Annotated in this window: 23 protein-coding genes; 14 read left to right on the top strand and 9 right to left on the bottom strand. The window is 68.4% G+C overall.

Going from position 1 to position 23,176, the window contains the following annotated elements; all coding sequences use genetic code 11:
* Nucleotides 1-381: 381 nt before the first annotated feature.
* Nucleotides 382-1,140, top strand: a complete 759-nt coding sequence (locus NNI01S_RS28005) for an acyl-[acyl-carrier-protein] thioesterase (protein ID WP_063023580.1) — start codon at nucleotides 382-384, stop codon at nucleotides 1,138-1,140.
* Here NNI01S_RS28005 and NNI01S_RS28000 read toward each other — a convergent pair.
* The gene (locus NNI01S_RS28000; RefSeq protein WP_084489361.1) at nucleotides 1,137-2,627 is read right to left on the bottom strand and encodes a mannitol dehydrogenase family protein; all 1,491 of its coding nucleotides are present in this window, start codon (nucleotides 2,625-2,627) and stop codon (nucleotides 1,137-1,139) included. The two genes, NNI01S_RS28005 and NNI01S_RS28000, sit on opposite strands and share 4 nt — an antisense overlap.
* Nucleotides 2,628-3,051: 424 nt before the next feature.
* On the opposite strand from NNI01S_RS28000, the gene NNI01S_RS27995 reads away from it, so the two are divergent.
* From NNI01S_RS27995 to NNI01S_RS27985, 3 genes are read left to right on the top strand one after another with little or no spacing between them, the layout of a single operon-like run.
* Complete coding sequence (locus NNI01S_RS27995) at nucleotides 3,052-3,531, top strand: Dps family protein (RefSeq protein ID WP_063023577.1); 480 nt, start codon at nucleotides 3,052-3,054, stop codon at nucleotides 3,529-3,531.
* Complete coding sequence (locus NNI01S_RS27990) at nucleotides 3,531-3,965, top strand: hypothetical protein (RefSeq protein ID WP_063023575.1); 435 nt, start codon at nucleotides 3,531-3,533, stop codon at nucleotides 3,963-3,965. The genes NNI01S_RS27995 and NNI01S_RS27990 overlap by 1 nt, the downstream gene beginning before the upstream one ends.
* Nucleotides 3,955-4,794, top strand: a complete 840-nt coding sequence (locus NNI01S_RS27985) for an RNA polymerase sigma factor SigF (protein WP_063023572.1) — start codon at nucleotides 3,955-3,957, stop codon at nucleotides 4,792-4,794. The genes NNI01S_RS27990 and NNI01S_RS27985 overlap by 11 nt, the downstream gene beginning before the upstream one ends.
* Nucleotides 4,795-4,800: 6 nt before the next feature.
* Here NNI01S_RS27985 and NNI01S_RS27980 read toward each other — a convergent pair whose 3' ends face one another.
* On the bottom strand, nucleotides 4,801-5,034 hold the full coding sequence (locus tag NNI01S_RS27980; protein ID WP_063023570.1) for a hypothetical protein: 234 nt from the start codon (nucleotides 5,032-5,034) through the stop codon (nucleotides 4,801-4,803).
* Between the two features lie 293 nt (nucleotides 5,035-5,327).
* Here NNI01S_RS27980 and NNI01S_RS27975 point away from each other — a divergent pair, with 293 nt between their 5' ends.
* Complete coding sequence (locus NNI01S_RS27975; protein WP_063023629.1) at nucleotides 5,328-7,439, top strand: AMP-binding protein; 2,112 nt, start codon at nucleotides 5,328-5,330, stop codon at nucleotides 7,437-7,439.
* A 26-nt stretch (nucleotides 7,440-7,465) separates the two neighbouring features.
* On the opposite strand, the gene NNI01S_RS27970 is transcribed toward NNI01S_RS27975, so the two are convergent.
* The gene (locus tag NNI01S_RS27970) at nucleotides 7,466-8,830 is read right to left on the bottom strand and encodes a WS/DGAT/MGAT family O-acyltransferase (protein WP_063023568.1); all 1,365 of its coding nucleotides are present in this window, start codon (nucleotides 8,828-8,830) and stop codon (nucleotides 7,466-7,468) included.
* A gap of 192 nt (nucleotides 8,831-9,022) precedes the next feature.
* On the bottom strand, nucleotides 9,023-9,673 hold the full coding sequence (locus tag NNI01S_RS27965; protein WP_157115013.1) for a DUF6968 family protein: 651 nt from the start codon (nucleotides 9,671-9,673) through the stop codon (nucleotides 9,023-9,025).
* A 181-nt stretch (nucleotides 9,674-9,854) separates the two neighbouring features.
* On the opposite strand from NNI01S_RS27965, the gene NNI01S_RS27960 reads away from it, so the two are divergent.
* Nucleotides 9,855-10,367, top strand: a complete 513-nt coding sequence (locus tag NNI01S_RS27960) for a hypothetical protein (protein ID WP_063023564.1) — start codon at nucleotides 9,855-9,857, stop codon at nucleotides 10,365-10,367.
* A gap of 57 nt (nucleotides 10,368-10,424) precedes the next feature.
* On the opposite strand, the gene NNI01S_RS27955 is transcribed toward NNI01S_RS27960, so the two are convergent.
* The 3 genes from NNI01S_RS27955 to NNI01S_RS27945 form a co-directional block, all read right to left on the bottom strand.
* Nucleotides 10,425-11,189, bottom strand: coding sequence for a DUF8020 domain-containing protein (locus NNI01S_RS27955; RefSeq protein WP_063917695.1), 765 nt, complete (start codon nucleotides 11,187-11,189; stop codon nucleotides 10,425-10,427).
* 193 nt (nucleotides 11,190-11,382) lie between these two features.
* Complete coding sequence (locus tag NNI01S_RS27950; RefSeq protein WP_169813028.1) at nucleotides 11,383-11,757, bottom strand: helix-turn-helix domain-containing protein; 375 nt, start codon at nucleotides 11,755-11,757, stop codon at nucleotides 11,383-11,385.
* A 145-nt stretch (nucleotides 11,758-11,902) separates the two neighbouring features.
* A complete protein-coding gene (locus tag NNI01S_RS27945) occupies nucleotides 11,903-12,391 on the bottom strand; it encodes a nitroreductase family deazaflavin-dependent oxidoreductase (RefSeq protein ID WP_063023560.1) in 489 nt (162 codons plus the stop codon).
* A gap of 177 nt (nucleotides 12,392-12,568) precedes the next feature.
* Between NNI01S_RS27945 and NNI01S_RS27940 the strand changes: the two genes are divergently transcribed.
* Nucleotides 12,569-13,435 carry a mycofactocin-coupled SDR family oxidoreductase gene (locus NNI01S_RS27940; protein ID WP_063023625.1) on the top strand — a complete coding sequence of 289 codons (867 nt, stop codon included), beginning with the start codon at nucleotides 12,569-12,571 and terminating at the stop codon, nucleotides 13,433-13,435.
* A gap of 22 nt (nucleotides 13,436-13,457) precedes the next feature.
* On the opposite strand, the gene NNI01S_RS27935 is transcribed toward NNI01S_RS27940, so the two are convergent.
* Nucleotides 13,458-14,036 carry a TetR/AcrR family transcriptional regulator gene (locus NNI01S_RS27935; RefSeq protein ID WP_063023556.1) on the bottom strand — a complete coding sequence of 193 codons (579 nt, stop codon included), beginning with the start codon at nucleotides 14,034-14,036 and terminating at the stop codon, nucleotides 13,458-13,460.
* 371 nt (nucleotides 14,037-14,407) lie between these two features.
* Here NNI01S_RS27935 and NNI01S_RS27930 point away from each other — a divergent pair, with 371 nt between their 5' ends.
* The 7 genes from NNI01S_RS27930 to NNI01S_RS27900 all read left to right on the top strand — a co-directional run bounded on the left by NNI01S_RS27930 (nucleotide 14,408) and on the right by NNI01S_RS27900 (nucleotide 21,649).
* On the top strand, nucleotides 14,408-15,610 hold the full coding sequence (locus NNI01S_RS27930; RefSeq protein WP_063023554.1) for a cytochrome P450: 1,203 nt from the start codon (nucleotides 14,408-14,410) through the stop codon (nucleotides 15,608-15,610).
* Between the two features lie 61 nt (nucleotides 15,611-15,671).
* A complete protein-coding gene (locus tag NNI01S_RS27925) occupies nucleotides 15,672-15,899 on the top strand; it encodes a ferredoxin (protein ID WP_063023552.1) in 228 nt (75 codons plus the stop codon).
* Nucleotides 15,899-16,450, top strand: coding sequence for a nuclear transport factor 2-like protein (locus NNI01S_RS27920; RefSeq protein ID WP_063023550.1), 552 nt, complete (start codon nucleotides 15,899-15,901; stop codon nucleotides 16,448-16,450). Before NNI01S_RS27925 ends, NNI01S_RS27920 begins: the two co-directional genes overlap by 1 nt.
* Nucleotides 16,451-16,455: 5 nt before the next feature.
* Entirely contained in the window at nucleotides 16,456-17,706 is a 1,251-nt protein-coding gene (locus NNI01S_RS27915) for a hypothetical protein (protein WP_063023623.1), read from the top strand.
* A gap of 25 nt (nucleotides 17,707-17,731) precedes the next feature.
* Entirely contained in the window at nucleotides 17,732-19,342 is a 1,611-nt protein-coding gene (locus tag NNI01S_RS27910) for an acyl-CoA synthetase (RefSeq protein WP_063023548.1), read from the top strand.
* A gap of 1 nt (nucleotide 19,343) precedes the next feature.
* On the top strand, nucleotides 19,344-20,420 hold the full coding sequence (locus tag NNI01S_RS27905) for an NAD(P)H-dependent amine dehydrogenase family protein (RefSeq protein ID WP_063023546.1): 1,077 nt from the start codon (nucleotides 19,344-19,346) through the stop codon (nucleotides 20,418-20,420).
* Between the two features lie 2 nt (nucleotides 20,421-20,422).
* A complete protein-coding gene (locus NNI01S_RS27900) occupies nucleotides 20,423-21,649 on the top strand; it encodes a cytochrome P450 (RefSeq protein WP_063023544.1) in 1,227 nt (408 codons plus the stop codon).
* 55 nt (nucleotides 21,650-21,704) lie between these two features.
* Here NNI01S_RS27900 and cyp51 read toward each other — a convergent pair whose 3' ends face one another.
* Nucleotides 21,705-23,069 carry a lanosterol 14-alpha demethylase gene (cyp51, locus tag NNI01S_RS27895; RefSeq protein WP_063023542.1) on the bottom strand — a complete coding sequence of 455 codons (1,365 nt, stop codon included), beginning with the start codon at nucleotides 23,067-23,069 and terminating at the stop codon, nucleotides 21,705-21,707.
* Nucleotides 23,070-23,176 lie beyond the last annotated feature (107 nt).

The following is a 23,176-nucleotide window of genomic DNA, read 5'->3' as shown; positions in this document are numbered from 1 at the left end:
GCCTGCGCACCCGCGCATGCTCCGCCTCGCGTAGTGATCGGCGCGAGTGCCTCGCGCGCGCGGCTGCACGGTCGATGCGGGCTCGTTGTTCGACCGGGTTCCGATCGGCGGCACGGACCGGTGCCACGGTGGATAGACGTGGTGGATAGGCGTCGGATACTCGCTCGGGGTACCCGCATACTCGCCGACCGGGGCGGCGTGCGGGAGTCCTGCGGCAACGGCAATGCGGCCACTACCAGGTAGTGGGCAAACTATTAGCGATTAGCTTTGGGCTCGGCGGATTCAAGGAAAATCACTAATCAAACCGGCCATCCTCTCGTATAGGTGACGATATGAGCGGTAGTTCTCCCTGGAGTGGCAAATAGCTGGCATTATCCGGTTATGGCCATTCCCAGTGTGCTGCCGGAACCGCCGGCCGTCCGTGCTCCCTTCGAGACGGGATGGCCCGTGCGTCTCGCCGACACCGACCGCGACCAGCGCCTGCGACTCGACGGGGTCGCGCGCTATCTGCAGGACGTCGGTTACGACCATCTCGGGGTTCTGGAGGACGGCGATATCCACCGGTTGTGGGTGATCCGCCGGACGGTGATCGACGCGCTCAAACCACTCGCTTTCGGTGACCGGGCGACGCTGCGGCGCTGGCCCTCGGCCACCTCCACCCGGTGGTGCGCGATGCGGGTGCAGATCTGCGGCAGTGCGGGCGGACTCGTGGAGACCGAGAGCTTTCTGATCCACTTCGGCACGGAATCCGGCGTCCCGACCCGGATGAGCGACAAGTTCCTCGCACCCATGCTGGCATGCACCACCGAGCATCGGCTCCGCTGGCAAGCCGAACTCACCGAGCCCATGCCGACGGCAGGTGAACCCGGCGTGCAGATCCGGCGCTTCCCGCTGCGGGTCACCGACATAGACCTGCTCGACCATATGAACAACGCCGTCTACCTCACCGCGCTCGAAGAGGTGCTCGCCGATCACGCCGAACTGAAGTCCGGGCCGCACCGCGTGGTCGTCGAATACGGGAAGCCGGTACGTTCCGGCGAGGACGTGGAGCTCGTCGCACGGCGCGGGGACTCGAGCCTGGACGTGTGGTTCGCGGTCGGCGCGGACTGCCGGGCGGTGGCCCGCGTCACCCCCCGTTAGCGGCGGGCCAGCTCCGTCACGGTGGCGTGCGCGCCCCTGGTGCGCAGGCTCTGCAGAGCCGCCGAGTACGCGGCCACGAACCTGGGTCGGTCGATCAGATCGCCGAACAGCGAGCGCTCGCCGAGGAAGGCGGTGGGATGCTCGCGTTGCCGCCGAGCGAGGGGAACCAGCCGGTCGCGCAGCCGGTCCACGACCTCGATCGGCTCGCCGTGCTCGTCGACGCCCTCGGCGTAGCGAGCCCAACTCGCGACGACCGCCGCCGCGCACTCGATATCGCCGCCGGAGGCGAGCTGGGCCCGGACCACCGGCAGCAGCCACTTCGGGATCCGGTCGGAGGATTCGGCGCACAACCGGGCGATGGTGTCGCCGATCGCCGGGTTGGCGAACCGGTCCAGCAGCGTCCGCTTGTAGTCGTCGAGGTCGACCCCGGGCACCGCGCGCAGCGTCGGCGTCGCCTCGGCGTCCATATAGCGCAGCAAGAAGCGACGGAAGACCGGGTCTTGCGCGGCTTCGTGGACCAGCCGGTAGCCGCTCAGATAGCCGAAGTAGCACAGCGCTTGATGGCTCGCGTTCAGCAACCGCAGTTTCATCAATTCGTACGGGGTGACGTCGTCGACGACCTGCACCCCGACTTCCTCGAAGGCCGGTCGGCCGAGCCCGAACGAATCCTCCAGCACCCACTGCACGAACGGCTCGGTCACCACCGGCCATCGATCGATGAGCCCGTAGCGCCGCTCGATCTCGCCGGTCGCTGCGGCGGGCGTCACCGGGGTGATCCGGTCCACCATCGAATTCGGGAACCGCACCTGCTCGGCCACCCAGGATCCGAGTTCGGGATCGCGCAGCGTGGCGAACGCGCCGAACATGCGGCGCGCGACGTTTCCGTTTCCCTCGATGTTGTCGCACGACACCACGGTGAACGGTGCGACGCCGCGGGATCGGCGCCGGGCCAGCGCCTCGGTGACGAGCCCGAAAACGGTGACGGGCGCCCCGTTGCCGGCGAGATCGGCGCGGATGCCGGGGTCGTCCGGGTCGAATTCCCCGGTGGCGGCGGCGATGTGGTAGCCGCCCTCGGTGATGGTGAGCGAGACGATCCGGGTGGCGGGTTCGGCGAGCTTGGCCACGACGGCCTCCGGATCCTCCGGCGCGTACCGGTACTCGACGAGGGATCCAATCGTGCGAGTGGTCCACGAGCCGTCCGGCGCGACCGTCGACAGTGTGTACAAGCCGTCCTGTGCCCGCAGCGCATCGCGCATCCGGCGATCACCGGGCAGGACGCCGACCCCGCAGATGCCCCAGTCCTGTCCCAGCCCGCGCTCGAGCAAGCGGTCGACGTACATCGCCTGGTGCGCTCGATGGAACCCGCCGACCCCGAAATGGACTATGCCCGTCGAGATCCGGGAGCGGTCGTAACTCGGTGTCGAGACGCGACCGGCGAATTCCGTCATCGTCGCCGCCCGCAAGGGCGTCGCCGTCCGCTCAGGCATCACGCACCTCCCCGTGTTGTGTGGGTCACACCATAGTGCAGCGCAGGTGCCGGGCCTGCCGCGTGGCGAAGTGCGGTGCGTCGAATCGGCCGCGCCGGTCGCCCGGTAGCGGACCCGCGCGGCCGCCCATCCCCGTCCCGGACGGCGTGCCGTCGCGCAGGGCGGGCGGCTGCGATCTCGGTCACTCCGTTGCGAGCGCCGGTACGTCGCGTCGCTCCGCTCGGCCCGCCTCCCGGCGCTCGCCGGAGCGTGTACCAGCCTGTTCATGCCCATACTCGCGCCCGAACAGGGCCGACGGCAGCGCCGTGCGACGAGCCGGGGCGACTACTCCGTTTCCCGGTCGGGGCACTCTACCGGAAGGTTTATCGCGGCATGACTGGGTAGACCGTCGATGACCCGGTCGTCGGCAGAAAGGTTCAGAACGATGTCCCAACCCATCACCAGTACCTTGGACCCGGAGCAGCAGCGGATCGCGGGCGAGACGCTGCAGGAAACGGTGGTCGACCTGATCGACCTGTCGCTGATCGCGAAGCAGGCGCACTGGAACGTCGTCGGCTCCAACTTCCGGTCGGTGCACCTCGCGCTGGACGAATTGGTGACCGTCGCACGGGAGTTCACCGACGCGGCCGCGGAACGCGCCACCGCCGTGGGCGTCAGCCCGGACGGGCGGGCCGCGACCGTCTCCAAGGATTCCGGCGCACTGGGCATCGGCGAGGGCTGGCAGCAGGACACCGACATCATCGACACGATCGTCGGCAACCTCGCCGCCGTGATCAAACGACTACGTGAGCGGATCGCGGCGACCGAGAAGGCCGATCCGGTGACCCAGGATCTGTTCCTGGCGATCGCCGCCCGGCTGGAACAGTTGCACTGGATGTGGCAAGCGCAGCTCGCCACGGTCTGATGCGGGTGATCACGTGCGCGTTCGGCGCGCCCGCCACCGAGACCACCACGGTCGCGGTGCGGATCCCCGCTGACGCGCAGCACCTGGCCTTGATCCGCGCGCTGAGCGACACCGTGTGCCTGGTCGCCGAGGTGCCGCTCGACGCGGCCGCGGACATCCGCTTGGTGATCAACGAGTCGGCCACGATGCTCGTCGCGGGCGCCGTCCCCGGCTCGACGCTCGGCTGCGCGTTCACCTACGGTCTGGGCCGGATGAGCGTGCGCGTCGACGCGGTCGCCGTCGCCGAGGTCGAAAGCGACCCGCTGAGCTGGGAATTGGTCCGCATGCTCACCAGTTCCCGATCGATTTCCCGTGACCCTTTTGATTCCGATGTCGGCGGGTATCCGACCGCTATCGAATTCAGTTGGGAACGAGGACCATTTGATGACACGTGAGTTCACGACCGACGGAAATGACACGGCGAGCCGGACCCGCGGGGGCGACAGTTACGACAACATCGAGCCGTGGTTCGAGAAGATGGCCGCGATGGAGGAGGGTGATCCGCACCGCGCCGCACTGCGCGAGGAAGTGACGCGGCGCTGTCTTCCGCTCGCCGAGCACATCGCCCGCAAATTCTCCGGTCGCGGTGAGTCCTACGAGGACCTGTTGCAGATCGCGCGGGTCGGTCTGGTGCTCGCGGTTGATCGGTTCGACGTCTCGCGCGGCAGCTCCTTCCTCGGGTTCGCGGTCCCCACGATCATGGGAGAGGTGCGCAGGCACTTCCGCGACCACACGTGGTCGTTGCGGGTGCCGCGCAGGCTCAAGGAGATTCAGCTGCGCGTGGGCCCCGCAACCGAAGCGCTGTCGCACCGCTTGGGCCGGATGCCGACGGCCAGGGAGATCGCCGAGGAGTTGGACGTCGAACTCGGCGAGGTCACGCAGGCGCTCATCGCGAGCAACGCCTACCAGACCAATTCGCTGGACAGCAGCGGCCGGGAGGACGGCGAGGGCGCGCCGCAGGCGCTGGCCGACACGCTCGGCGCCGAGGAACCGTGCTACAACCTGCTGGAGCAGGCGATGGCGGTGCGTCCCCTGATCGCCGAACTGCCGCCGCGCGATCGGCAGGTGCTGATCATGCGCTTCTACGAGTCCAGGACGCAGAGTCAGATCGCCGAGGAGCTGGGCGTCTCCCAGATGCAGGTGTCGCGCATCCTGGCCCGGATTCTGCGCGACTTGCGCGAGCGCGCGCTCGGCTCCGACGAACTCGCATCGAGCGCCGCCTGACCCGAGCTAGGCGCGCGGGCGGGCGGCCGACTCGGTCATCGGCGTGGCGGAGACCTCGCCCGTCCAGCCGCACGGCAGAGCGCAGGCGGCGATGACCTTGGTCTCCGTATCGCCGTTGTCGTAGCGCAGCGTGGTGGTGGCCGCGTAAGCGGGATAGCCGCACGCTCGGCATTTGCCGAAGAAGTCGAGGATCTCCTCGGCGCGGGAGTGCGCGATTCGTCGTGCGGGCTTGTCGTCCATAACCTCTCCAGCCAGCGTGCGGTCCTGCCGAGCAGGCGTCTGCGACGTTAGGATCGGCCGTCGGCGGGCGGCGGAGTTTTGCGTGATCGTTGGGCTGATTCACAGGCGCCCGGCGCGGGATTTGGGCCGGTTCCCAGGCTCAGGTGAATGCTGGGCAATCGCAGCGTATTCCCTGCGTATCGCTGGTAGTGGCGACGATCCGGAGGCTACTTGACCTTACCTGTGACTGACGTTACAAAGGAGCTACCCGCCGACCCGAAGTTCTTCGAACCGGCCGACGAGAAGTGCACAAGTTGGTTACCGATGTCATCGATGTGGTCGCCGAGTTCGCGATCGCCCGCAAGACCATCTGGGATCTGTTGCTCGAACCGCAGACGTATCCGCGCATGTTCACCGGAATCGGTGCGTGCGAGCAGATCCAGTCGGCCGACGGCACCGTGGTCTGGCAGATGCGCGTCGGCACCTACCGGTCCGGCATCCGCACCCACCAGATCCGGCTGAGCGTAGGCCGGTGGTACGAGAGTTTCGAGATGCAGTACGCGGCGCTGGGCAGTTTCGCGTCGGTGCGGCTGCACGGTGACGAGGAGCGCACCAAGGTCACGGTCACCTACTTCGCGCCGAGCCGGGTGCACCCGAGCGTGGCCGAGTTGTCCAACGCGGCGATCGCGGAGTGGACCAAGAGCGGGCTGAAGCGGGTGGCCGACGTCGCCAAGGGCGCGCGGACGTCCTTGGTCGTCAACGGCGAGGATTCGCCGATCCGCCGCAACGCGGGCGTCGCGCGGCAGATGGTGGCCACCGGGGTCGTGCTGCCGGTGCGTCTCGATCGCAGCTTCAAACAGCTGCGATCGCTGGCGAAGTGGGGATTCAACCTGGCGGGCGGGTACGCGGCGGGGGCGGCCTCCACGCCGGAGCGCATCGCGATCATCGACGATCGCGGCACCCGTTCCTTCGCCGACATGCACGAGCGGACCAACGCGCTGGCCGGTGCGATGGCCGCGCACGATCTCGGGCCGGGTGACGCCATCGGCCTGCTGTCGCGCAATCACGCGGCCATGGTCGAATGCATGGTCGCCGCGGGCAAATTGGGCGTGGACGTGGCGCTGCTCAATTCCGGGCTCGCCGGCCGCACCATCGAGGAGATCGTGCAGCGCGACCGGCTGTCGGCACTGTTCATCGACGGTGACCTGGAGGAGTTGGTGTGCTATCTGCACGCCGACATCCCGCGCTACAACACCGACGAACGCCCCCCGGTACCGGACCGGACGACCGTGAACCACCTCGTGGCAGAGGGGCACACGACCTTTCGCGCGCCTGCCCAGCCGGGCCGGCTCATCGTGCTCACCTCGGGCACCAGCGGGACGCCGAAGGGGGCGCGCAGGCCGCATCCGAAAGGCTTCGGGTCGATCGCGGCCTTGCTGTCGCGCATCCCGATGCAGATGGACGAAACCATGCTGATCCCGGCGCCGCTCTTCCACACCTGGGGGCTGGCCGGGTTGCAGCTGAGCACGGCGCTGCGCGCGACCGTGGTGCTCGCGGAACGGTTCGACGCGGAGGACTGCCTGCGCCGTATCGCCGAGCACAAGGTCAACACCGTGATCGTGGTGCCGACCATGGTGCAGCGCATTCTGGATCTGCCCGCGCCCGTGCGCGGCCGGTACGACACCTCCAGCCTGCGGCACATGATCAGCTGCGGCGCGCCGCTGGCGGGCGCGACCGTCGAGCGCTTCATGGACGCCTACGGCGACGTCCTCTACAACGTCTACGGTTCCACCGAGGTCTCGTGGGCGACGATCGCGACCCCGGAGGACCTGCACGCCTCCCCGACCACGGCGGGACGCCCGCCGCTCGGCACCAAGGTCGCCGTGCTCGGACCGGACCACCGCAGGCTGCCGATCGGGGCCACCGGCCACATCTTCGTCGGCAACCACATGCTGTTCGACGGTTACGTCAACTCGGCGCCGCCGGACGAGGCGCACGGCATGCTCGACACCGGCGATCTCGGCTATCTCGACGCCGCGGGCAGGCTGTTCATCGCCGGGCGGGACGACGAGATGATCATCTCCGGCGGCGAGAACGTCTTCCCGCGCCCGGTCGAAGAAGCGCTGGCGCACTTGCCGCAGGTCAGCGACGTCGCGGTGGTCGGTGTGCCGGACCACGAATTCGGTCAGCGGCTCGTGGCGTTCGTGGTGAAACGCGAAGGCGCCGGACTCGATTCGGACATGGTCCGCACCTACATCCGCAACCGGTTGAGCCGCTTCTCGGTCCCACGGGACGTCACCTTCCTCTCGGCGTTGCCGCGCGGCGACACCGGCAAGATCCTCAAGCGCCTGCTCGCCGGCCCCGGCGCGACCAAGCCGGAGTTGCCACCGTCGATCAACGGGCTGGGGACGGCGAGTTCGTCCTGACCGGCGCCGCTGCTCGGCGGGGCCGCTCAGTAGACGGTGTCCTCCAAGTCGGTCAGCGCGGATTCCAAATGGTCGAGCAGCCTGGCCACGTCCGGCACGCTGCGGCGGCAGGCGACGATGCCGATGTCCAGGCTGTCGGCATTGCTGGTGAGCGTGATGTTCACCGCCTGGCCGTCCAGGGGGATCGACAGCGGATAGCTGGCGGCGACGCGGGCGCCGTTCCAGTACTGGGGTTCGCGCGGACCCGGGATGTTGGAGATGACGATGTTGAACGGCGGGCTGGTCAGCGCGACCGTGGCCGGGAGCAGCAGCGACAGCGCGAGCGGACTCAGCGTCAGCGCCGAGAGCGAGACCGCCTGCACGGGTGAGAGCGCGCGGTAGATCTCCTTGCTGCGGTGCATCGAGGAGCTGATCGCCGCGAGCCGGGCGGCCGGGTCGGGCAGGTCGGTAGCGAGATTGCACAGCAGCGCCGCGACGGCGTTGCCGCCGGCCGCACCGTCGTCGGATTCCGGACGCAGCGAGACCGGCACCATGGCGATCAGCGGCTTGTCCGGCAACGCGACATGTTCGAGCAAGTAGGCGCGCAGCGCGCCCGCCGACATGGCCAGCACCACGTCGTTGAGCGTGGTGCCGGTCATCTTCTTGACCTGGCGGATCCGATCCAGCGGCCAGGAGCGGGCAGCGCACCGGCGGGCCCCGCCGATCGGGACGTTGAACATGGTGCGCGGCGCGGCGAAGGGCAGCGTCAACTGTTGCTCGAGCAGCGCGGTACGGGCCAGGCGCAGTGCCGACGGCGCCGAGCCCGCCGCGGCGAGCAGCGCACGCGCCCGGGCGCCGATCGTGCGCTTGCGGGGCGCGTGGTCGCGGTCTCCGGTGGACGGCGGAAGATGCCAAGGCACCAGCGCCTCGCCGGATTCGAGGTCGGTGGTCAGCGTCCGCTGTAACAGCCGTTGCGCGCCGACGCCGTCGATCAGCGCGTGATGCATCTTCGCGTACAAGCCGACCCGGTCGCCGGCGACGCCTTCGATCAGATGCGCTTCCCACAGCGGCCGATGCCGGTCGAGCAGGGTGCTGTGGAGTCCGGCGGCGACCTCGGTCAGGGCGTCCAGACCGCCCGACTCCGGCAGCGCCCACCGCTGGACGTGGTAGTCGAGCTCGACGGCCGTGTCCACCGTCCAGGCCAGCTGCGGAGTGCCGAACAACCGGGCCGGGCGCTTGCGGAACATGGGGTGGAAGTTCTGGTCGGCCGCCAGCGTCGCGTACGCGCGCCGGGCGAACTCGGGCCCGGTGCCGTCGGCGGGGTCGAAGACCGACAGCGAACCGACGTGCATCGGATGCTCGCGTGATTCCGCGACGAGGAACAGGGCGTCCACCGGCGAGATGAATTCCATGGGCAGTTCCCTCCTGGCGACGCCGCGACTTCGCCACGGTCTGGTTCAGGACGTGGCGGAAGGTCGGCGACGGGGCGTGCCGGTCTGCTCATGGCGCGGATCCGCGCCGGTCGAACGACGATCCACCAACCGATGATTCGATGCCGAATCCGGACCGGCTGGGCGGTTCGCCGCGAATTGTGCGTCCGGGCCTCAGGACAGGCGGCTGACCGGCCAATCCTGCGGCAGCTCGAGGCGCTCGCTGATCATGCTGATCGCGTTGTGCAGGGCCTGGATCTCGTCGACGCCGCTGGCCACCGACGCGCCCTGCTCGCTGATGTGGAACCGGCACAGATGCTTGCGCCGGTCGGCTGCCAGGTACGGCCTGCCGATGATGATCGACAACGAGCTGTCGGCATCGCGCAGCGTGCGCGCCGCGATGAGGGCCTGCGGCTCGTGCGCGGCCGTCGTCGCGGCACGCGACGGGCGGGTGGGGGCGGCCGGGAACCCGGGGTCGGAGGGCTCGGTGACCGTGAAGTGCGCGCCGTGGCTGTTGGCCTGCCGTAACTCCTGAGCGATCTCCTGGAAAGCGCGGTACAGCGCGGCGATGGAATCGGCGCCGTGCGCCCAGCGCTCGCCGATGCCCTGGATGCGGAAGCCGCACACCACACCGGTGTCGCCCGGCGCCATCTGCGGTTTTCCGACCTCGATCGACACTTCTCGCGTGGCATCGGCGACGGTGCGGGTGGCGATCACCTCCCTGATCCGCCGCCATCTCGTGCTCGCGATCGCACCGCCGTGGTCGGACTCGCGCACTGCGGGCGTGGTCGTGTCACCAGTGACCCGCGCCGGTATCGCTCTCATGATGGCTGGAGTACCCAAGTTGGACCCGGGTTTATCCTGCGGTTCGAGGTGACCTGGGCCGCAGACCGAAGACACGCCGGACGGGCGAAAGGGGCTACCGGACGGTTAACGCGCCTCGGGTTTGGCAGGCTGTCGCCCAGGTGTGATGGTGGGGCCGCGACGATGAGGAGGGGCGGACGAAGTGGTGACGATTGCGCAGTTGCGAGCGGTTCTGTCGATTCTGCGTGTCGACCCGGACGAGGTCGGCGGGCGGTTGGACGACACGGGTCTGCGTGGTCCGGACGCCGAGCGCGTCCTACTGATCGGTTTGCTACACCGGATCGCCAGCAGCGAGCTGCGCCACGTCGTGACCACGACGATGGACGACGAGGAGGCCGCCAGAGCCGCCGCGGTGAGCACTCTGCCGGTGAACGGCGACAACCCTACGGAGCAGGCGCGTTTCGACGCGCACTGGTTGCACGACCGGATCGGCGCGCTGGCGGCGGGCACCACCGTGGACCCGGTGCCGGTGCTGTTGGACGCCGCCGCGCGGTCGGCGGACGCCGCCGAGGTCCTGCTGCTGCTCAGCCGCAATCCGCGCGGCCACGACGCGGACACCCGGTGGGAGCGCGCGCTCGACGACCTGGGGCGCGCCTATCACCTGATCAACGACGAGCGCGTGGGGCGCTCGAACACGACAACCGCGCCGCTGTAGCGCGGCGCGGTCGTCGGAGGTCTCGTCCCGGCGGCGTGGCACGCCGCCGGGACGAGATCACTTGGGTTGCGCGGGGGTGGCTTGGACGGGTTTGTCGGCGAAGCGGGTGGTGCCCTCGGCCGCCTGCAGCGTCGTGAGCAGGTCGACGCCCGCCACGACGAGGGTGGGTCCGCCGACCGCGATGGTGCCGAGGATGCCGCCGAGGCTCGCGCCGGTCAGGAGGCCGGCTACGCAACCGACGGCGATGGTGACCAGGCAGCCGATCGCGGCGCCGATGGCGGTGCCGACGAAACCGCCGATGGCGGTGGCGAGCCCGAACTGGCTGGCGAATTCGTCACGGGCGCGCTGATTCTCGGTTGTCGACGCGACCGGCTCGGCGACCAGCGGTTCGGTGATCGCGACACCTTCCGGTCTGGTCGGACGCAGCTCCAGTACCGTGCTGTCCTTCTTCACCTCAGGATGCACCGGAATGGTGGCGCCCGCGATCCGGAAGTCGAGCGGCAACGTCATGGCGACGTGGCCGTCGCGGTCGCGGATGTCGACCACGTCGATCACCTGCGCGATGTCGGCCGGGGCGCCCTGGTGGTCGACGAGCACTCCGTTGCGCTCGGTTAGTCGGGCGCGCTCGTCGCCCGCGGGCTGATCACGCAGTGCTTTGGACAATTCGAAGGTTCCGCCCCGGAGTGCGGCGACCACGGTCTGCTCGACGATCTTGGCCGAGTAAGTGATATCGGGGGCCTGCTCGGCGTGAGCGACACCGGCGCCGATGGTCAGCGAGCCGATGGCGAGTATCGCTGCCGCAGTGATGCCGCGCAGTTGCATGATTCGTCCATTCCTTCATCGGGTTCACACCTGCGTCCAGCACGGCCGGACCCGCGCACTCCGGCGGCGCAAGAGCAGTCGTCTAGGGTCGCTGAGCAGCCTAGCAGCGCCCACAGCAACCTATGAGCGTTCCGGCTCGACCGGTCGGAGATATCGAAAAATTCTCCGACCGGCCGATTTTCGGATCGGGCGATCAGCGCGCCGCGGCGAGTTCGCTTGCCGGCTCGGCGCGCAAGATCATCGCGCTGGTGCCGGGCGGCCATTCGAGTCCCGCGTCGAGCCGGTCGAGCACCTCCTCGCTCGGCTGCGGATTACGCGACCGCTCGATCTCGCTGACCAGTTTGGCCGGCGGGCCGCCGTTGCCCGCCACGTCCGCCTGGGTCCACTTCCGCTCCCGCCGCCGCGCGCGCACCCGCGCGGCGAGCGCGTCGAGGTCGAGCGTGACCTCCGTCTCGACCTCGTTCGCAGGCTCCGGCGCCGGTCCCGCCGGTGCGCCGGGCTCGTCCGCTCGGTGCTTCTCGCGCAGCATTCCGCTGGTGATCAGCCTGGACCGTTTCCGCCTACCCATTTTCGCCACACGCTCTCCCATCCTCTGTCGAGTCGATCGATTGCGTCGCACTGCTCCGGCGGCGGGCAGTGCCCACCGCGCCGGGAACGCTGAACATCATGGGGGAGTGCGGGTGCGGACCCCGCTCGACGCGCCGGGCGCGGGCTCAGTGCGCCTCGTGGTCCGGCCGCAGAATGAGCACCGGTATCTCGCGCTCCGTCCACGATTGGTAGGTATCGAAGTCCGCGTAGAGCGCTACGAGCATGGGCCACAGGCGTTTTCTCTCCTCCGGCGTCGCCACTTGGGCGCGGACGCGGCGCTGCTCGGCGCCGATCTGCACCCTTGTCGCGGGATGTGCCACGAGGTTGAAGTACCACTGCGGGTGATTCGGCAAGCCGCCCTGCGAGGCGACGACTACCACGTCGTCGCCGTCGAGGAGGTATAGCAGCGGAGCGGTGAACAGCTTGCCCGATGAGCGGCCCCGGTGCTCGAGCAGCAGGGTCGGCACCGGCTTGCGGAAGCCCGCGCCGATCCGCCATCGCGCGCCGACGCGTCCTCCGGTCCGGCGGAAGACCCACACCTGGGCTCTGGACATGTACTTGATGAGCGCCGCGACCAGTGGTGAATCGAGGTTGCGCGGCCGGTTCGGCGTCATAGGACGCCCCGAGCGCGGCGGGATGCGGCGGCGCGATGGAGCGCGCTGGTGCGTGATTGATACATACCCTTGTCCGTAGTATTGTCCAGACAGATGTCCGGTTACTATTCCATACCGAAGCGGGCGGCGCGCGTCGCGGAGGTGTCGGGAACCGGCGACGAGCACGGTGGAGGAAACATGGATCGGGTCAGCGGCAAAGTCGTTCTGGTAACCGGTGCGGGACGGGGGCAGGGCCGCAGTCACGCCGTCGCCTTGGCCGAAGAGGGCGCCGACATCATCGCCTTCGACATCTGTGCCGACATCGCCAGTAACGACTACGCGCTGGCCGGCGAAGCGGACCTCGCCGAGACCGAGAGGTTGGTCGCGCAGACCGGCCGCCGCGTCGTGGCGCGCAAGGTCGACGTGCGTGATCGTCCTGCGCTGCACGAGGCGATCACGGCGGCCGTCGCCGAGCTCGGGCGCCTCGACGTGGTGGTGGCCAACGCCGGGATCTGTCCGCTCGGCCATCATGTGCCGCTGCAGGGCTTCGTCGACGTCTTTGATGTCAACTTCGTCGGCGTGGTGAACACCGTCCACGCCGCGCTGCCGCATCTGGGCGCGGGTGCCTCGATCGTCGTGACCGGTTCGGTGGCGGGTTTGGTGCCGCAGACCGGGTTCAACGGCCAGCAGGCGCTGCAAGGCCCCGGTGGCGACGGGTACGGCCTGTCGAAGAAGATGATCCGTTCCTATACGCAGACGTTGGCCTTGACGCTGGGGCCGAGTTCGATCCGCATCAACGCGGTGCACCCGACCAATGTCGACACCGACATGCTGCACAACCCGGGCATGTATCAGATCTTCCGGCCCGACCTGCAGAACCCGACGCGTGCCGACGCCGAGGTCACCTTTCCGTTCATGCAGGCCATGCCGATTCCCTTCGTAGAATCCTCGGACATCTCGCACGCGATCACGTTCCTGGCTTCCGACGAGTCGCGCTACGTGACCGGCTTGCAGATGTTCGTCGACGGCGGGGCGTCGCTGAAACTGGGTCTGGCCGGGCAGTGACGCCGCCGCCGAACGCACCACGTCACTGCAGGATGAGCAACGCGGACCGCTCGATGCGGTCCGCGATGTCCGAATACGATTCATAGCCCATCCCGGCGTGGACCAACGCGCCCGCGTAGAGCAATTCGAGCGATTTCAGAATGTCCGCGTCGGGACTTCCGGACAGCGCGTGCGCGAGCCGGTCGCGAATTTCCAGACCGATGCGCGCCCGCAGATGTTCGACATCCGGGTCGCGGCCGAGCAGTGCGCTGGTGACCGCGCCGGACAATTCCGGTTCGTCGGCGACGAGCAGCGCGATGCTGCGCAGTTCGGCGATCACGCGCACGGTGGCGTCCGGATCGTCGCTGACGGGTGAAGGCGTGGCACGCAGCCGGCGCCAGAAGATCTCCGCGACCAAGTGTTCCTTGGAGGAGAAATAGGTGTATGCGGTGGCGGTGCCGACTTTGGCGTTGGCGGCGACCATTCGGATGGTCATGCCCGCGAACCCCTCCCGGGAAAGCACTTCCAGCGCCGATCTGGTGAGCTTCTCGACGGTGTCGGCTTGTTTTCCGGACAAGCGCCGCCGCGTGGCTTCGACGGTTCTGGAATTGCTTTCGGACATGTGTCTAGATTAGTGTTCTGGTTCTGTTCGAGCAACTTCCACGCTGCGCAAATCGCTGTGTGTGTCCGGCCGCCGCGCGCCGCACCGGCTCGGGTCACGCCCAGCTCGGCCCCGGGCGCACGTATTCGCCGTCGTGAACGGTCCTTGTTCTGGCTTCACGGCGAGTGTGCTCAAGAACGCGTTCTTATTTCCTGACTCGGCGAGGCCGGCTGCGAGTAGTGGATGCCGAATCCGAAGAGATCTCTCGTCCGGGATTGTCCTGTAAATGCGTCAGTGGTACCGTCCAGACACATGTCCAGCTATGTGTCTCTCGGATGGGCGGCCCAGCTGCTCGCGGTGGAGAACGTGTTCTCGGTTTCGGAGTGTGGGCGATGACCGCTGCGGTGGAGCCGCTGGTGTTCGATCCGTATGACTACGGGTTTCACGAGGATCCCTATCCGACGTATCGGCGGCTGCGGGAGGAGGCGCCGCTGTACCACAACCCGGACCTTGGGTTCTGGGCGTTGTCGCGGCATGTGGATGTCGTCGGGGCGTTCCGTGACAGCGTGCGGTTGTCGAGTGCGAACGGGGTGTCGCTGGATCCTGCGGCGTGGGGTCCGCACGCGCATCGGGTGATGTCGTTTCTGGCGATGGACGATCCCCGGCATATGCGGATGCGGCGATTGGTGTTCAAGGGATTCACCCCGAAGCGGGTGGCGGAGATGGAGGACCGGATCCGCGAGCTGACGCTGTCGTATCTGGAGCCCGCGGTGGCCGGTGGTCGTTTCGACTGGATCGATGAGGTCGCGGGCAAATTGCCGATGGACGTGATCTCGGAGCTGATGGGGGTGCCCGCAGCGGATCGGGCGGAGATCCGCCGGTTGGCCGATCTGGTGGTGCACCGGGAGGACGGCGTGCTGGATGTGCCGGTGGCCGCGGCGGAGGCGTCGATGAAGCTGCTGGTCTACTACGCCGAGATGGTGGCCGAGCGTCGGCGCGCGCGGCGCGAGGATCTGACTTCGGCTCTGCTGGACGCGGAGATCGAGGGCGACCGCTTGTCGGATGAGGAGATCATCGGGTTCTTGTTCCTGATGGTGGTGGCGGGGAACGAGACCACCACGAAATTGCTCGGTAACGCCTTGTATTGGGGGGCGCGCAATCCGGGGGAGTACGCGAAGGTCGCCGCGGATCCGGATCTGGTCTCCGACTGGGTGGAAGAGACATTGCGTTACGACACCTCCAGCCAGATGGTCGCGCGCACCGCGGCGGAGGACCTGGACTATCACGGCGGCACGATCCCGGCGGGGTCGAAGGTGCTGTTGCTGATCGGTTCGGCCAACCGTGATCCGGATGTGTTCGACGACGGTGACAGTTTCCGGATCGATCGCGCCGACAAGTCGGGTTCGGCGAGTTTCGGCGCGGGCGTGCATTTCTGCCTCGGCGCGCACCTGGCTCGACTGGAAGCGACCATCGCGTTGCAGGAATTCGTTTCTCGCGTAGCGACTTTCGACATCGTGCCCGACGGTTTCCAACGCGTGCATTCGTCCAACGTGCGCGGTTTCGCCCACCTGCCCATCATCGTGGAGACCCGATGAGCCGCCGATCCGGACGAATCCGCATGGCCGGGCCGCCGCGCGGGACCGCGCGGAGCCGGTCATGAGAATCCGGGCCGACTTGGAGCTGTGCCAGGGCCACGCGGTCTGTCAGGCCGAGGCGCCGGAGGTGTTCCGGGTGCCCGAACGCGGCCTGGTCGAGATCCTCGACGCCGGGCCGGACGCAGGCGCGAGGCCCGCCGTGGCGGACGCGATCCGTTACTGCCCCACCCAAGCCCTGTCGATCGCCGACGAAGGCGCGACCGACTCCTCCCCGAAAGGTACCGACTGATGCCAGGTTTCGATCGCGCCGAGCTCGACGAGATGATCCAGCGCTGGATCGTGGAAAACCAGCGCTGCGAGGAAAAGGGCGACTGGAAGCCGCTCGCGCAGATGTACACCGAGGACGCCACCTACGGCTGGAACTACGGCCCCACCCAGGAGTTCATGGCCGTCGGGCGCGACGAGATCCGCGAGCTGGCCCTCGGCCAGGAGATGGCCGGACTGGAGGGCTGGACCTACCCCTACCAGGAGTTCGTGGTCGACGACCGCACCGGCAACGTCATCGGACTCTGGAAGCAGGTCAGCGAGGCCACCCGTCCGGACGGGCGCAACTACTCGCCAGAGGGCATCGGCGGCAGCTGGTTTCGCTACGCCGGCAACTTCCAATGGTCTTGGCAGCGCGACTTCTTCGACTTCGGCAACGTCTCGGCGCTGTTCCTGGAGATGATCACGAACCAGGCGCTGACGCCGGGCATGCAGAAGCGCATCGAGCGCTCGGTCTCCGGTCAGCCGCTGCCCGGCTGGTATCGCATCGGCGAATCCCCCGTCCCGCTGTGGTGACCGACATGGCCGCATCACCCAGCCGATTCACCGACCTGGACCGGGACACCCTGGCGGCGCTGGTCCCCGAACTGCTCCTGTGCGGGCACCTCATCGACCGCTCCGGCATGGCCCACTCGATCGCCGCGTTCGGCCGCGAGGGCATGACCGCTATCGCCATCGAGGAGTGGCAGGTGGCCAGCCCGGTCTACACCCGGCGCATGCAGCGGGCGCTCGGTTTCACCGGCGACGGCGTGGAGACCATCTTCAAAGGCCTGCAACTCGACATCGGCGCCCCACCGCAGTTCATGGACTTCCGATTCCGGGTCGAGGACCACCACCGCGGCGAGTTCTGGCTCGACCACTGCGGTGCGCTGGCCGACGTGGAACCGATGGGCGAGGACTTCGTCGTGTCGATGTGCCACGACATCGAAGACCCCACCTTCGACGCGACCGCGCTGGCCACCAACCCGCACGCACAGGTCCGGCCGATCCACCGCCCACCGCGCCGTCCGGCCGACCGCAAGCCGGTGTGCGCGTGGACGGTCGTCATCGATCCCGCTCACGTGCCGCCGCCGGTGCCGCGCAACGCCGGCCTGGTCGCCGGGTCGGCGGCGGCCGGACTGGAGCTGGCCTCGATCGACCGCGACGACGAAGGGCGGCCGGACTACTCCGGCCCCCTGCTCAGCGATGTGCGCTTCGCGGACTTCTCCCGCTCCGCGCTGGTCCGGCTCGCCGACGAGGTGTGCCTGCAACATCATCTGCTCACCCTCGGTTTCATGATCGCGGTGCGCGCTCGGGCGGACGCCGCGGCGGCGCTGGAGATCGGGCGCAAACAGTTCGCCGGCATCGCCGGGCTGACCAGCGAACGCCTGCGCAATTGCCTCGGCCTCGGCGACGACACCGCCGCGCTCGCGACGGTGCTGCGGCTGCATCCGGCGCTGAATCCGCTGCCCTACACCGGCATCGACATCGAGGACACCGGCCACACGGTCACGGTGACGTTCCCGGCCGCGAGCGGCGCGCACACCGACGGAACGTGGCCGTCGATGCTCGACCCCGAACACCTGCAGCCGCTGAACGCCCTGGCCCGCGGCGTGAACCCGCGTTTCTCCGCGGAGGTCGTCGCGGCGGGCCAGGACGGGTGGTGCGCCGCCGTCACGCTCGGCGACAAACCGTTCCGGGAGGCGACGGAGGTCGCGCTGACCCGGTTCAGCACCGGCGCCGCCTTCACCTTCACCGACCGGGGGATACCCCTTCCGCTCACCGTCGTGTGACCGCCCCACCCAGAGATGGAACGACATGGCCAACAACTTCGCCGACCTCTTCGAGCACTCCGTGGACGCCATGCCCGAGCGGGTGGCGCTGATCCAGGCCGGCCGCCGGGTGACCTTCGGTGAACTCGACGCCCGCGCCAATCGGCTCGCGCACCACCTGGCGAGCGTCGGTGCGGGAGCGGGAACGCACGTGGGTTTCCAGATGCACAACAGCATCGAGACGATGGAGACGCTCATCGCGTGCTTCAAACTCGCCGCCGTCCCGATCAACATCAACTACCGGTACGGCGTGACGGAGCTGACCTACGTGTACGCCAACGCGGATCTCGAGGTGCTCGTGCACCACTCCTGTTACGCCGACGCCGTACGGGAAGCCCGGGCGCGGACCCCCGCGTTGCGGCACGCGATCTGCGTCGCCGACGAATGGGGCACCGGCACGGACGACGCGGGGGCGACGTCGTACGAAGCCGCCCTCGCCGCCGCGCCCACCGGCCGTCCGGCGGTCCGACGCAGCGCCGACGACCTGTTCATGATGTACACCGGTGGGACGACCGGCATGCCGAAAGGCGTCATGTGGCGGCAAGAGGACATGTGGCGGGTCCTCGGCGGCGGCATCGATTTCTACACCGGCGAACCGGTCGCCGACGAGTTCCAGCAGTCCCGCACCGGCGCCCGGACCGATCCGAGCCGGTGGCTGGTGCTGCCACCGCTGATCCACGCCGCCGCCATGATGCCCACCTTCACCGCGCTGTGGTCGGGCAACACCGTGATCTTCGAGTCCCGCTTCGACCCCGGGCGCGTCTGGCGGACCGTCGCCGAACAGCGCCCCCAGGTCATGGTGATCACCGGCGACGCCATGGCCAGACCGCTGATCGAGGCCTACCAGCGCGAACCGGTGGACGCCTCGTCCTTGCTGGCGATCGCCTCCGGGGCCGCGCTGCTGTCACAACCGGTGAAGAACGCGCTGCTGGAGCAGTTCTCCTGGGCGGTCGTCTCGGATTCGATCGGATCGTCCGAGACCGGTTTCGGCGGTATCGGTTTCGCCGGGAAAGACGACGATCCCACCCGCGGCCCCCGCGTGCAGACCGGTCGCGGCGCGGTCGTCGTGGACGACGACGGCCACCCTGTGGCCCCCGGATCGGAGGGCTGGCTGGCCAAGACCGGCAACGTGCCGATCGGCTACTACAAGGATCCCGGAAAGACGGAGAAGCTGTTCAAGACCGTCGACGGCGTGCGCATGGTCGTCACCGACGACCGGGCCCGCGCCGAGACCGACGGATCGATCACGCTGATCGGCCGCGGCAACATGGTGATCAACACCGGCGGCGAGAAGGTGTTCGTCGAAGAGGTCGAAAGCGTGGTGAAGTCGCACGGCGCGATCTACGACGCCGTCGTGGTCGGCGTGCCGCACGAACGCTGGGGTCATCAGGTCGCGGCCGTGGTGTCGCTGTCGGGTCCCGGGCCGCTCGAGTTCGCAGGCTTGCACGCGCACGTGCGCACGTTCCTGGCCGGATACAAGGTGCCCAAACAGATCTGGGTCGCGGACACCATCGTGCGCGCGCCCAGCGGCAAACCCGACTACCGGTGGGCCGCACAGTACGTAGCCGGTCGCGGGCCCGACCACAAGGCGGACTGACGTGATCCGGGTGATCCAATGGGCGACCGGCGGGGTCGGGCGGGCCGCCATCGAGGGCATTCTCGACCATCCGGAGCTGGAATTGGCCGGAGCGTGGGTGCACAGCCCGGACAAAGACGGCATCGACTTGGGTGAGCTGGTCGGACGCCCGCCGATCGGGGTGTTCGCGACCGCCGACGCCGATCGTCTGCTCGCCACACCGGCCGACTGTGTGCTGTACAGCCCTTTCGTGGCCCACACCGAGACGGTGCGCGCGATCTTGCGGTCCGGCAAGAACGTCGTCACGCCGCTGGGCTGGTTCCATCCGCGCCGCGCGGAGCGGCAGCGATACGACGAGCTGTGCCGTGCCGCCGGAGTCACCCTGCACGGCACCGGAATACACCCCGGCGGCATCACCGAGAAGATCCCGCTGGTGGTGTCGGCGCTGTCGGGGCAGATCACCGCGGTCCGCGCCGAAGAGTTCTCCGACATCCGCACCTACGGCGCGCCCGAGGTGGTCCGCGACTGGATGCTGTTCGGCGCGACGCCGGAGCAGGCCGCGAGCAGCGTGATGGCGGATGTGCTCGCGGGCGGCTACAGCCAGTCGGTGTGGATGATCGCCGATGCGCTTGGCATCGCGCTCGACGAGCGATTGCGGGTGACGCACGAAACGGCGGTGGCCACCGCGCCGATCGAGTCGCCCATCGGCCCGATCGCGCCGGGACGCGTCGCCGCCCAGCGCTTCCGCTGGCAGGGGACCGTTCGTGGCGCGCCGGTGATCACGGCCGCGGTGAACTGGTTCATGGGTACCGAGAACCTTTATCCGGCCTGGACGTTCGGACCGGCGGGCGAGCGATACGAGGTCGAGATCGTCGGTGATCCCGGCGCGACGGTGACGTTCACCGGCATGCACGCGCACAGCGCGGCCGCGGGCCTGGCTCGCAACCCCGGCATCGTCGCCACGGCCATGCACTGCGTGAACTCGATTCCCTACGTGGTCGCCGCCCCGCCGGGCGTGCGGACCTATCTCGAGCTGCCGCTCGTGGCGGGGCGCGCCGCCGCCGCGCTGACCGGCTTGCCCGTTTCATCTAGGAGGTAGCAATGGCAGCACCGGCATTACCGGTCGGATGGGACTTCACCGACCCGGCGCTGTGGGAGGACCGGAGTCCGGTCGAAGAATTCGCGCAGCTGCGCCGGACCGCTCCGGTGTGGTGGAACGCGCAGTCCGACGAGTCCTCCGGTGGTTTCCGGGACGGCGGCTACTGGGTGGTCAGCAAGCTCGCCGACATCAAGGAGATCTCGAAGCACCCGGAGCTGTTCTCCTCGGAGCGCAAAGGGGCCATCATCCGCCTGCCCGGCGACATCACACCGGAGCAGATGTCGCTCACCGGCGCTCTGCTGGTGAACATGGACCCGCCCAAGCACTCCAAGATCCGGCGGATCATCTCCAAGGGTTTCACCCCGCGGGCCGTGGAGAGCCTGCGCGCGGCGCTCACCGAACGCGCCGAGCGGATCGTGCACGAGGCGAAGGAGCGCGGCGGCGGCGACTTCGTCGAGCAGGTGGCCTGCGAGCTGCCATTGCAGGCGATCGCCGAGCTGATCGGCGTGCCGCAGTCGGATCGGCGCAAGCTGTTCGACTGGTCCAACCAGATGCTCAACTACGACGACCCCGAGTACGGCGATCCCGCCATGGCCTCCACGGAAATCCTCGGCTACGCCTGGAACATGGCCGAGCAGCGCCGCGCCTGCCCGGTGGGCGACATCGTGAGCGAGTTGGTGCACGCCGACGTCGACGGCGAGGCGCTCGGCTCCGACGAATTCGGCTTCTTCGTCATCCTGCTCGCCGTGGCGGGCAACGAGACCACGCGCAACGCCATCACACATGGGATGAAGGCGTTCGTCGACCATCCCGAGCAGTGGGAGATCTACCGGCAGCGGCGTCCGCGCACCGCGCCCGACGAGATCGTCCGGTGGGCCACGCCGGTGACCGCCTTCCAGCGCACCGCGACGCAAGACCTGGAGCTGGGCGGTCAGCACATTCGGCAGGGTCAGCGGCTCGGATTGTTCTACAGCTCGGCGAATTTCGACGAGGAGGGCTTCGCGGACCCGTTCACGTTCGATGTGCTGCGCGATCCGAACCCGCACGTGGGTTTCGGGGGCACCGGTGCGCACTACTGCGTGGGCGCGAACCTGGCGCGACTGGAGATCGATCTCATGTTCAACGCCATCGCCGACGCGATGCCCGATCTGCGTGAGGTCGCCGATCCCGTGCGATTGCGGTCAGGGTGGATCAACGGCATCAAGAGCTGGCGCGTGCGATACGAATAGATCCGGGCGGGCTCCCCGTCGGCGGCGGGGAGCTTTCGCGCGCCCGGTCGCGCCGTCAGCCGATGTCGTCCCTGCGGCGCCTGCGGTAGCGGACGGTGCAGGGCTGCGCGAGCTGCACGACCATCTTGGAGTGATCGTTACGGTAGCTGTCCGACGGCTGGGTCATCTCGAACTCCCAGTCCCGCAGCAGCAACGAGAAGATCGCCTTCAGCTGCATCAGCGCGAACGCCGAGCCGACGCAGCGGTGGCGGCCCGCGCCGAACGGAATCCAGGTCCAGCGGTTGACCAGGTCGGCCTGATCGGGATCGAGGTAGCGGCCCGGATCGAACGCGTCCGGATCGGGGAAGTCCTCCGGGATCCGGTTCGAGATCGCGGGCGTGGCGGCGACGTGGTCGCCCGGCTCGATCCGATGTCCGCAGACGTCGAATTCGCCTCGCGCCACCCGCATCAGGATGATCAGCGGCGGGTGCAGGCGCAGCGTCTCCTTGAGCACGGATTCCAGCATCGGTATCTGGCGCAGCGCGCCGAAACTGATGTCCGAGCCGTCGGCGTACAGCTCGTCGAGCTCGGCGACCACCTGGCCGAGCACCTCGGGATGACGCAGCAGTTCGATGATCGTCCAGGCCGCCGTGCCGGAGGTGGTGTGGTGGCCGGCGAACATCATGGAGATGAAGATGCCGGTGATCTCGCTGGCGCTGAAGCGCGGTGTGCCGTCGTCGCCCGGGATCGAGATGAGCACGTCGAGCATGTCCCGGTCGTCCTTGCCGGTCGGCGGGTCGGCGGCCCGGCGATCCATGATCGCCTGGACCAGCTCGACCAGCTCGGCTCGTGCCTGGTCGCGGCGGCGGAAGCTCTCGATCGGGGCGTACGGGTCGACGTAGGCCAGCGCGTCGGTGCCGCGTTCCAGGTCGTGGTACAGATGCGCGAAGCGGTCGTCGAGGTCGTTGCGGAATTTCACGCCGATCAGGCAGGCCGAGGAGGTATAGATGGTCAATTCGGCGAAGAAGTCCAGCAGGTCGATCTCGCCCTCGTCGCCCCATCGCGCCAGCATCCGCTCGACCTCGCGGGCGATGGTCGCCGCGTGCCCGCGCATGTGCTCGGCGCGTAGCGCCTGGTTGTGCAGCATCTCCTTGCGGCGTTCCGGGCTGGCGTCGAAGACGACGCCCTCGCCGAAGATGGGCTTCATGAAGGGGTAGGCGGCGGCCTGGTCGAGGTCGTCGTCGCCGGAGCGGAAGAAGAATTCGTTGGCCTCCGCGCCGGACAGCAGGATGACCTGGCGCCCGGCCAGGTCGAACGAGCCCACGTCGCCGCACTCCGCGCGGACCCGGCGCATCAGCCCGATCGGGTCGACGCGGAACTCCTCCAGATGACCGTGCTCGTGGTCGCCTCCGGATACCCGCTGTGGTTTCACCAGAGTCATTGGAAATCCTTCCCCAGATAAGTGTCCAAGTTTTATGATGGACACGTGTCTGGACAGTACTACGGATAGCGAGCGTCCGGCAAGGCGCGGCCGACGGCCGCCGTCGC

It is taken from the genome of Nocardia niwae NBRC 108934 = DSM 45340, assembly GCF_001613465.1.
Classification (GTDB): domain Bacteria; phylum Actinomycetota; class Actinomycetes; order Mycobacteriales; family Mycobacteriaceae; genus Nocardia; species Nocardia niwae.
Note: the sequence above shows the minus strand (reverse complement) of the source record. Positions and strands in the feature narration are given on the sequence as shown.

Excerpts from the sequence above, each read along its gene's own strand:
- NNI01S_RS28005 (WP_063023580.1), top strand. The coding sequence starts at position 382 with ATGGCCATTCCCAGTGTGCTGCCGGAACCGCCGGCCGTCCGTGCTCCC.
- NNI01S_RS28000 (WP_084489361.1), bottom strand. The coding sequence starts at position 2,627 with ATGCCTGAGCGGACGGCGACGCCCTTGCGGGCGGCGACGATGACGGAA.
- NNI01S_RS27995 (WP_063023577.1), top strand. The coding sequence starts at position 3,052 with ATGTCCCAACCCATCACCAGTACCTTGGACCCGGAGCAGCAGCGGATC.
- NNI01S_RS27990 (WP_063023575.1), top strand. The coding sequence starts at position 3,531 with ATGCGGGTGATCACGTGCGCGTTCGGCGCGCCCGCCACCGAGACCACC.
- NNI01S_RS27985 (WP_063023572.1), top strand. The coding sequence starts at position 3,955 with ATGACACGTGAGTTCACGACCGACGGAAATGACACGGCGAGCCGGACC.
- NNI01S_RS27980 (WP_063023570.1), bottom strand. The coding sequence starts at position 5,034 with ATGGACGACAAGCCCGCACGACGAATCGCGCACTCCCGCGCCGAGGAG.
- NNI01S_RS27970 (WP_063023568.1), bottom strand. The coding sequence starts at position 8,830 with ATGGAATTCATCTCGCCGGTGGACGCCCTGTTCCTCGTCGCGGAATCA.
- NNI01S_RS27965 (WP_157115013.1), bottom strand. The coding sequence starts at position 9,673 with ATGAGAGCGATACCGGCGCGGGTCACTGGTGACACGACCACGCCCGCA.
- NNI01S_RS27955 (WP_063917695.1), bottom strand. The coding sequence starts at position 11,189 with ATGCAACTGCGCGGCATCACTGCGGCAGCGATACTCGCCATCGGCTCG.
- NNI01S_RS27950 (WP_169813028.1), bottom strand. The coding sequence starts at position 11,757 with ATGGGTAGGCGGAAACGGTCCAGGCTGATCACCAGCGGAATGCTGCGC.
- NNI01S_RS27945 (WP_063023560.1), bottom strand. The coding sequence starts at position 12,391 with ATGACGCCGAACCGGCCGCGCAACCTCGATTCACCACTGGTCGCGGCG.
- NNI01S_RS27940 (WP_063023625.1), top strand. The coding sequence starts at position 12,569 with ATGGATCGGGTCAGCGGCAAAGTCGTTCTGGTAACCGGTGCGGGACGG.
- NNI01S_RS27935 (WP_063023556.1), bottom strand. The coding sequence starts at position 14,036 with ATGTCCGAAAGCAATTCCAGAACCGTCGAAGCCACGCGGCGGCGCTTG.
- NNI01S_RS27930 (WP_063023554.1), top strand. The coding sequence starts at position 14,408 with ATGACCGCTGCGGTGGAGCCGCTGGTGTTCGATCCGTATGACTACGGG.
- NNI01S_RS27925 (WP_063023552.1), top strand. The coding sequence starts at position 15,672 with ATGAGAATCCGGGCCGACTTGGAGCTGTGCCAGGGCCACGCGGTCTGT.
- NNI01S_RS27920 (WP_063023550.1), top strand. The coding sequence starts at position 15,899 with ATGCCAGGTTTCGATCGCGCCGAGCTCGACGAGATGATCCAGCGCTGG.
- NNI01S_RS27915 (WP_063023623.1), top strand. The coding sequence starts at position 16,456 with ATGGCCGCATCACCCAGCCGATTCACCGACCTGGACCGGGACACCCTG.
- NNI01S_RS27910 (WP_063023548.1), top strand. The coding sequence starts at position 17,732 with ATGGCCAACAACTTCGCCGACCTCTTCGAGCACTCCGTGGACGCCATG.
- NNI01S_RS27900 (WP_063023544.1), top strand. The coding sequence starts at position 20,423 with ATGGCAGCACCGGCATTACCGGTCGGATGGGACTTCACCGACCCGGCG.
- cyp51 (WP_063023542.1), bottom strand. The coding sequence starts at position 23,069 with ATGACTCTGGTGAAACCACAGCGGGTATCCGGAGGCGACCACGAGCAC.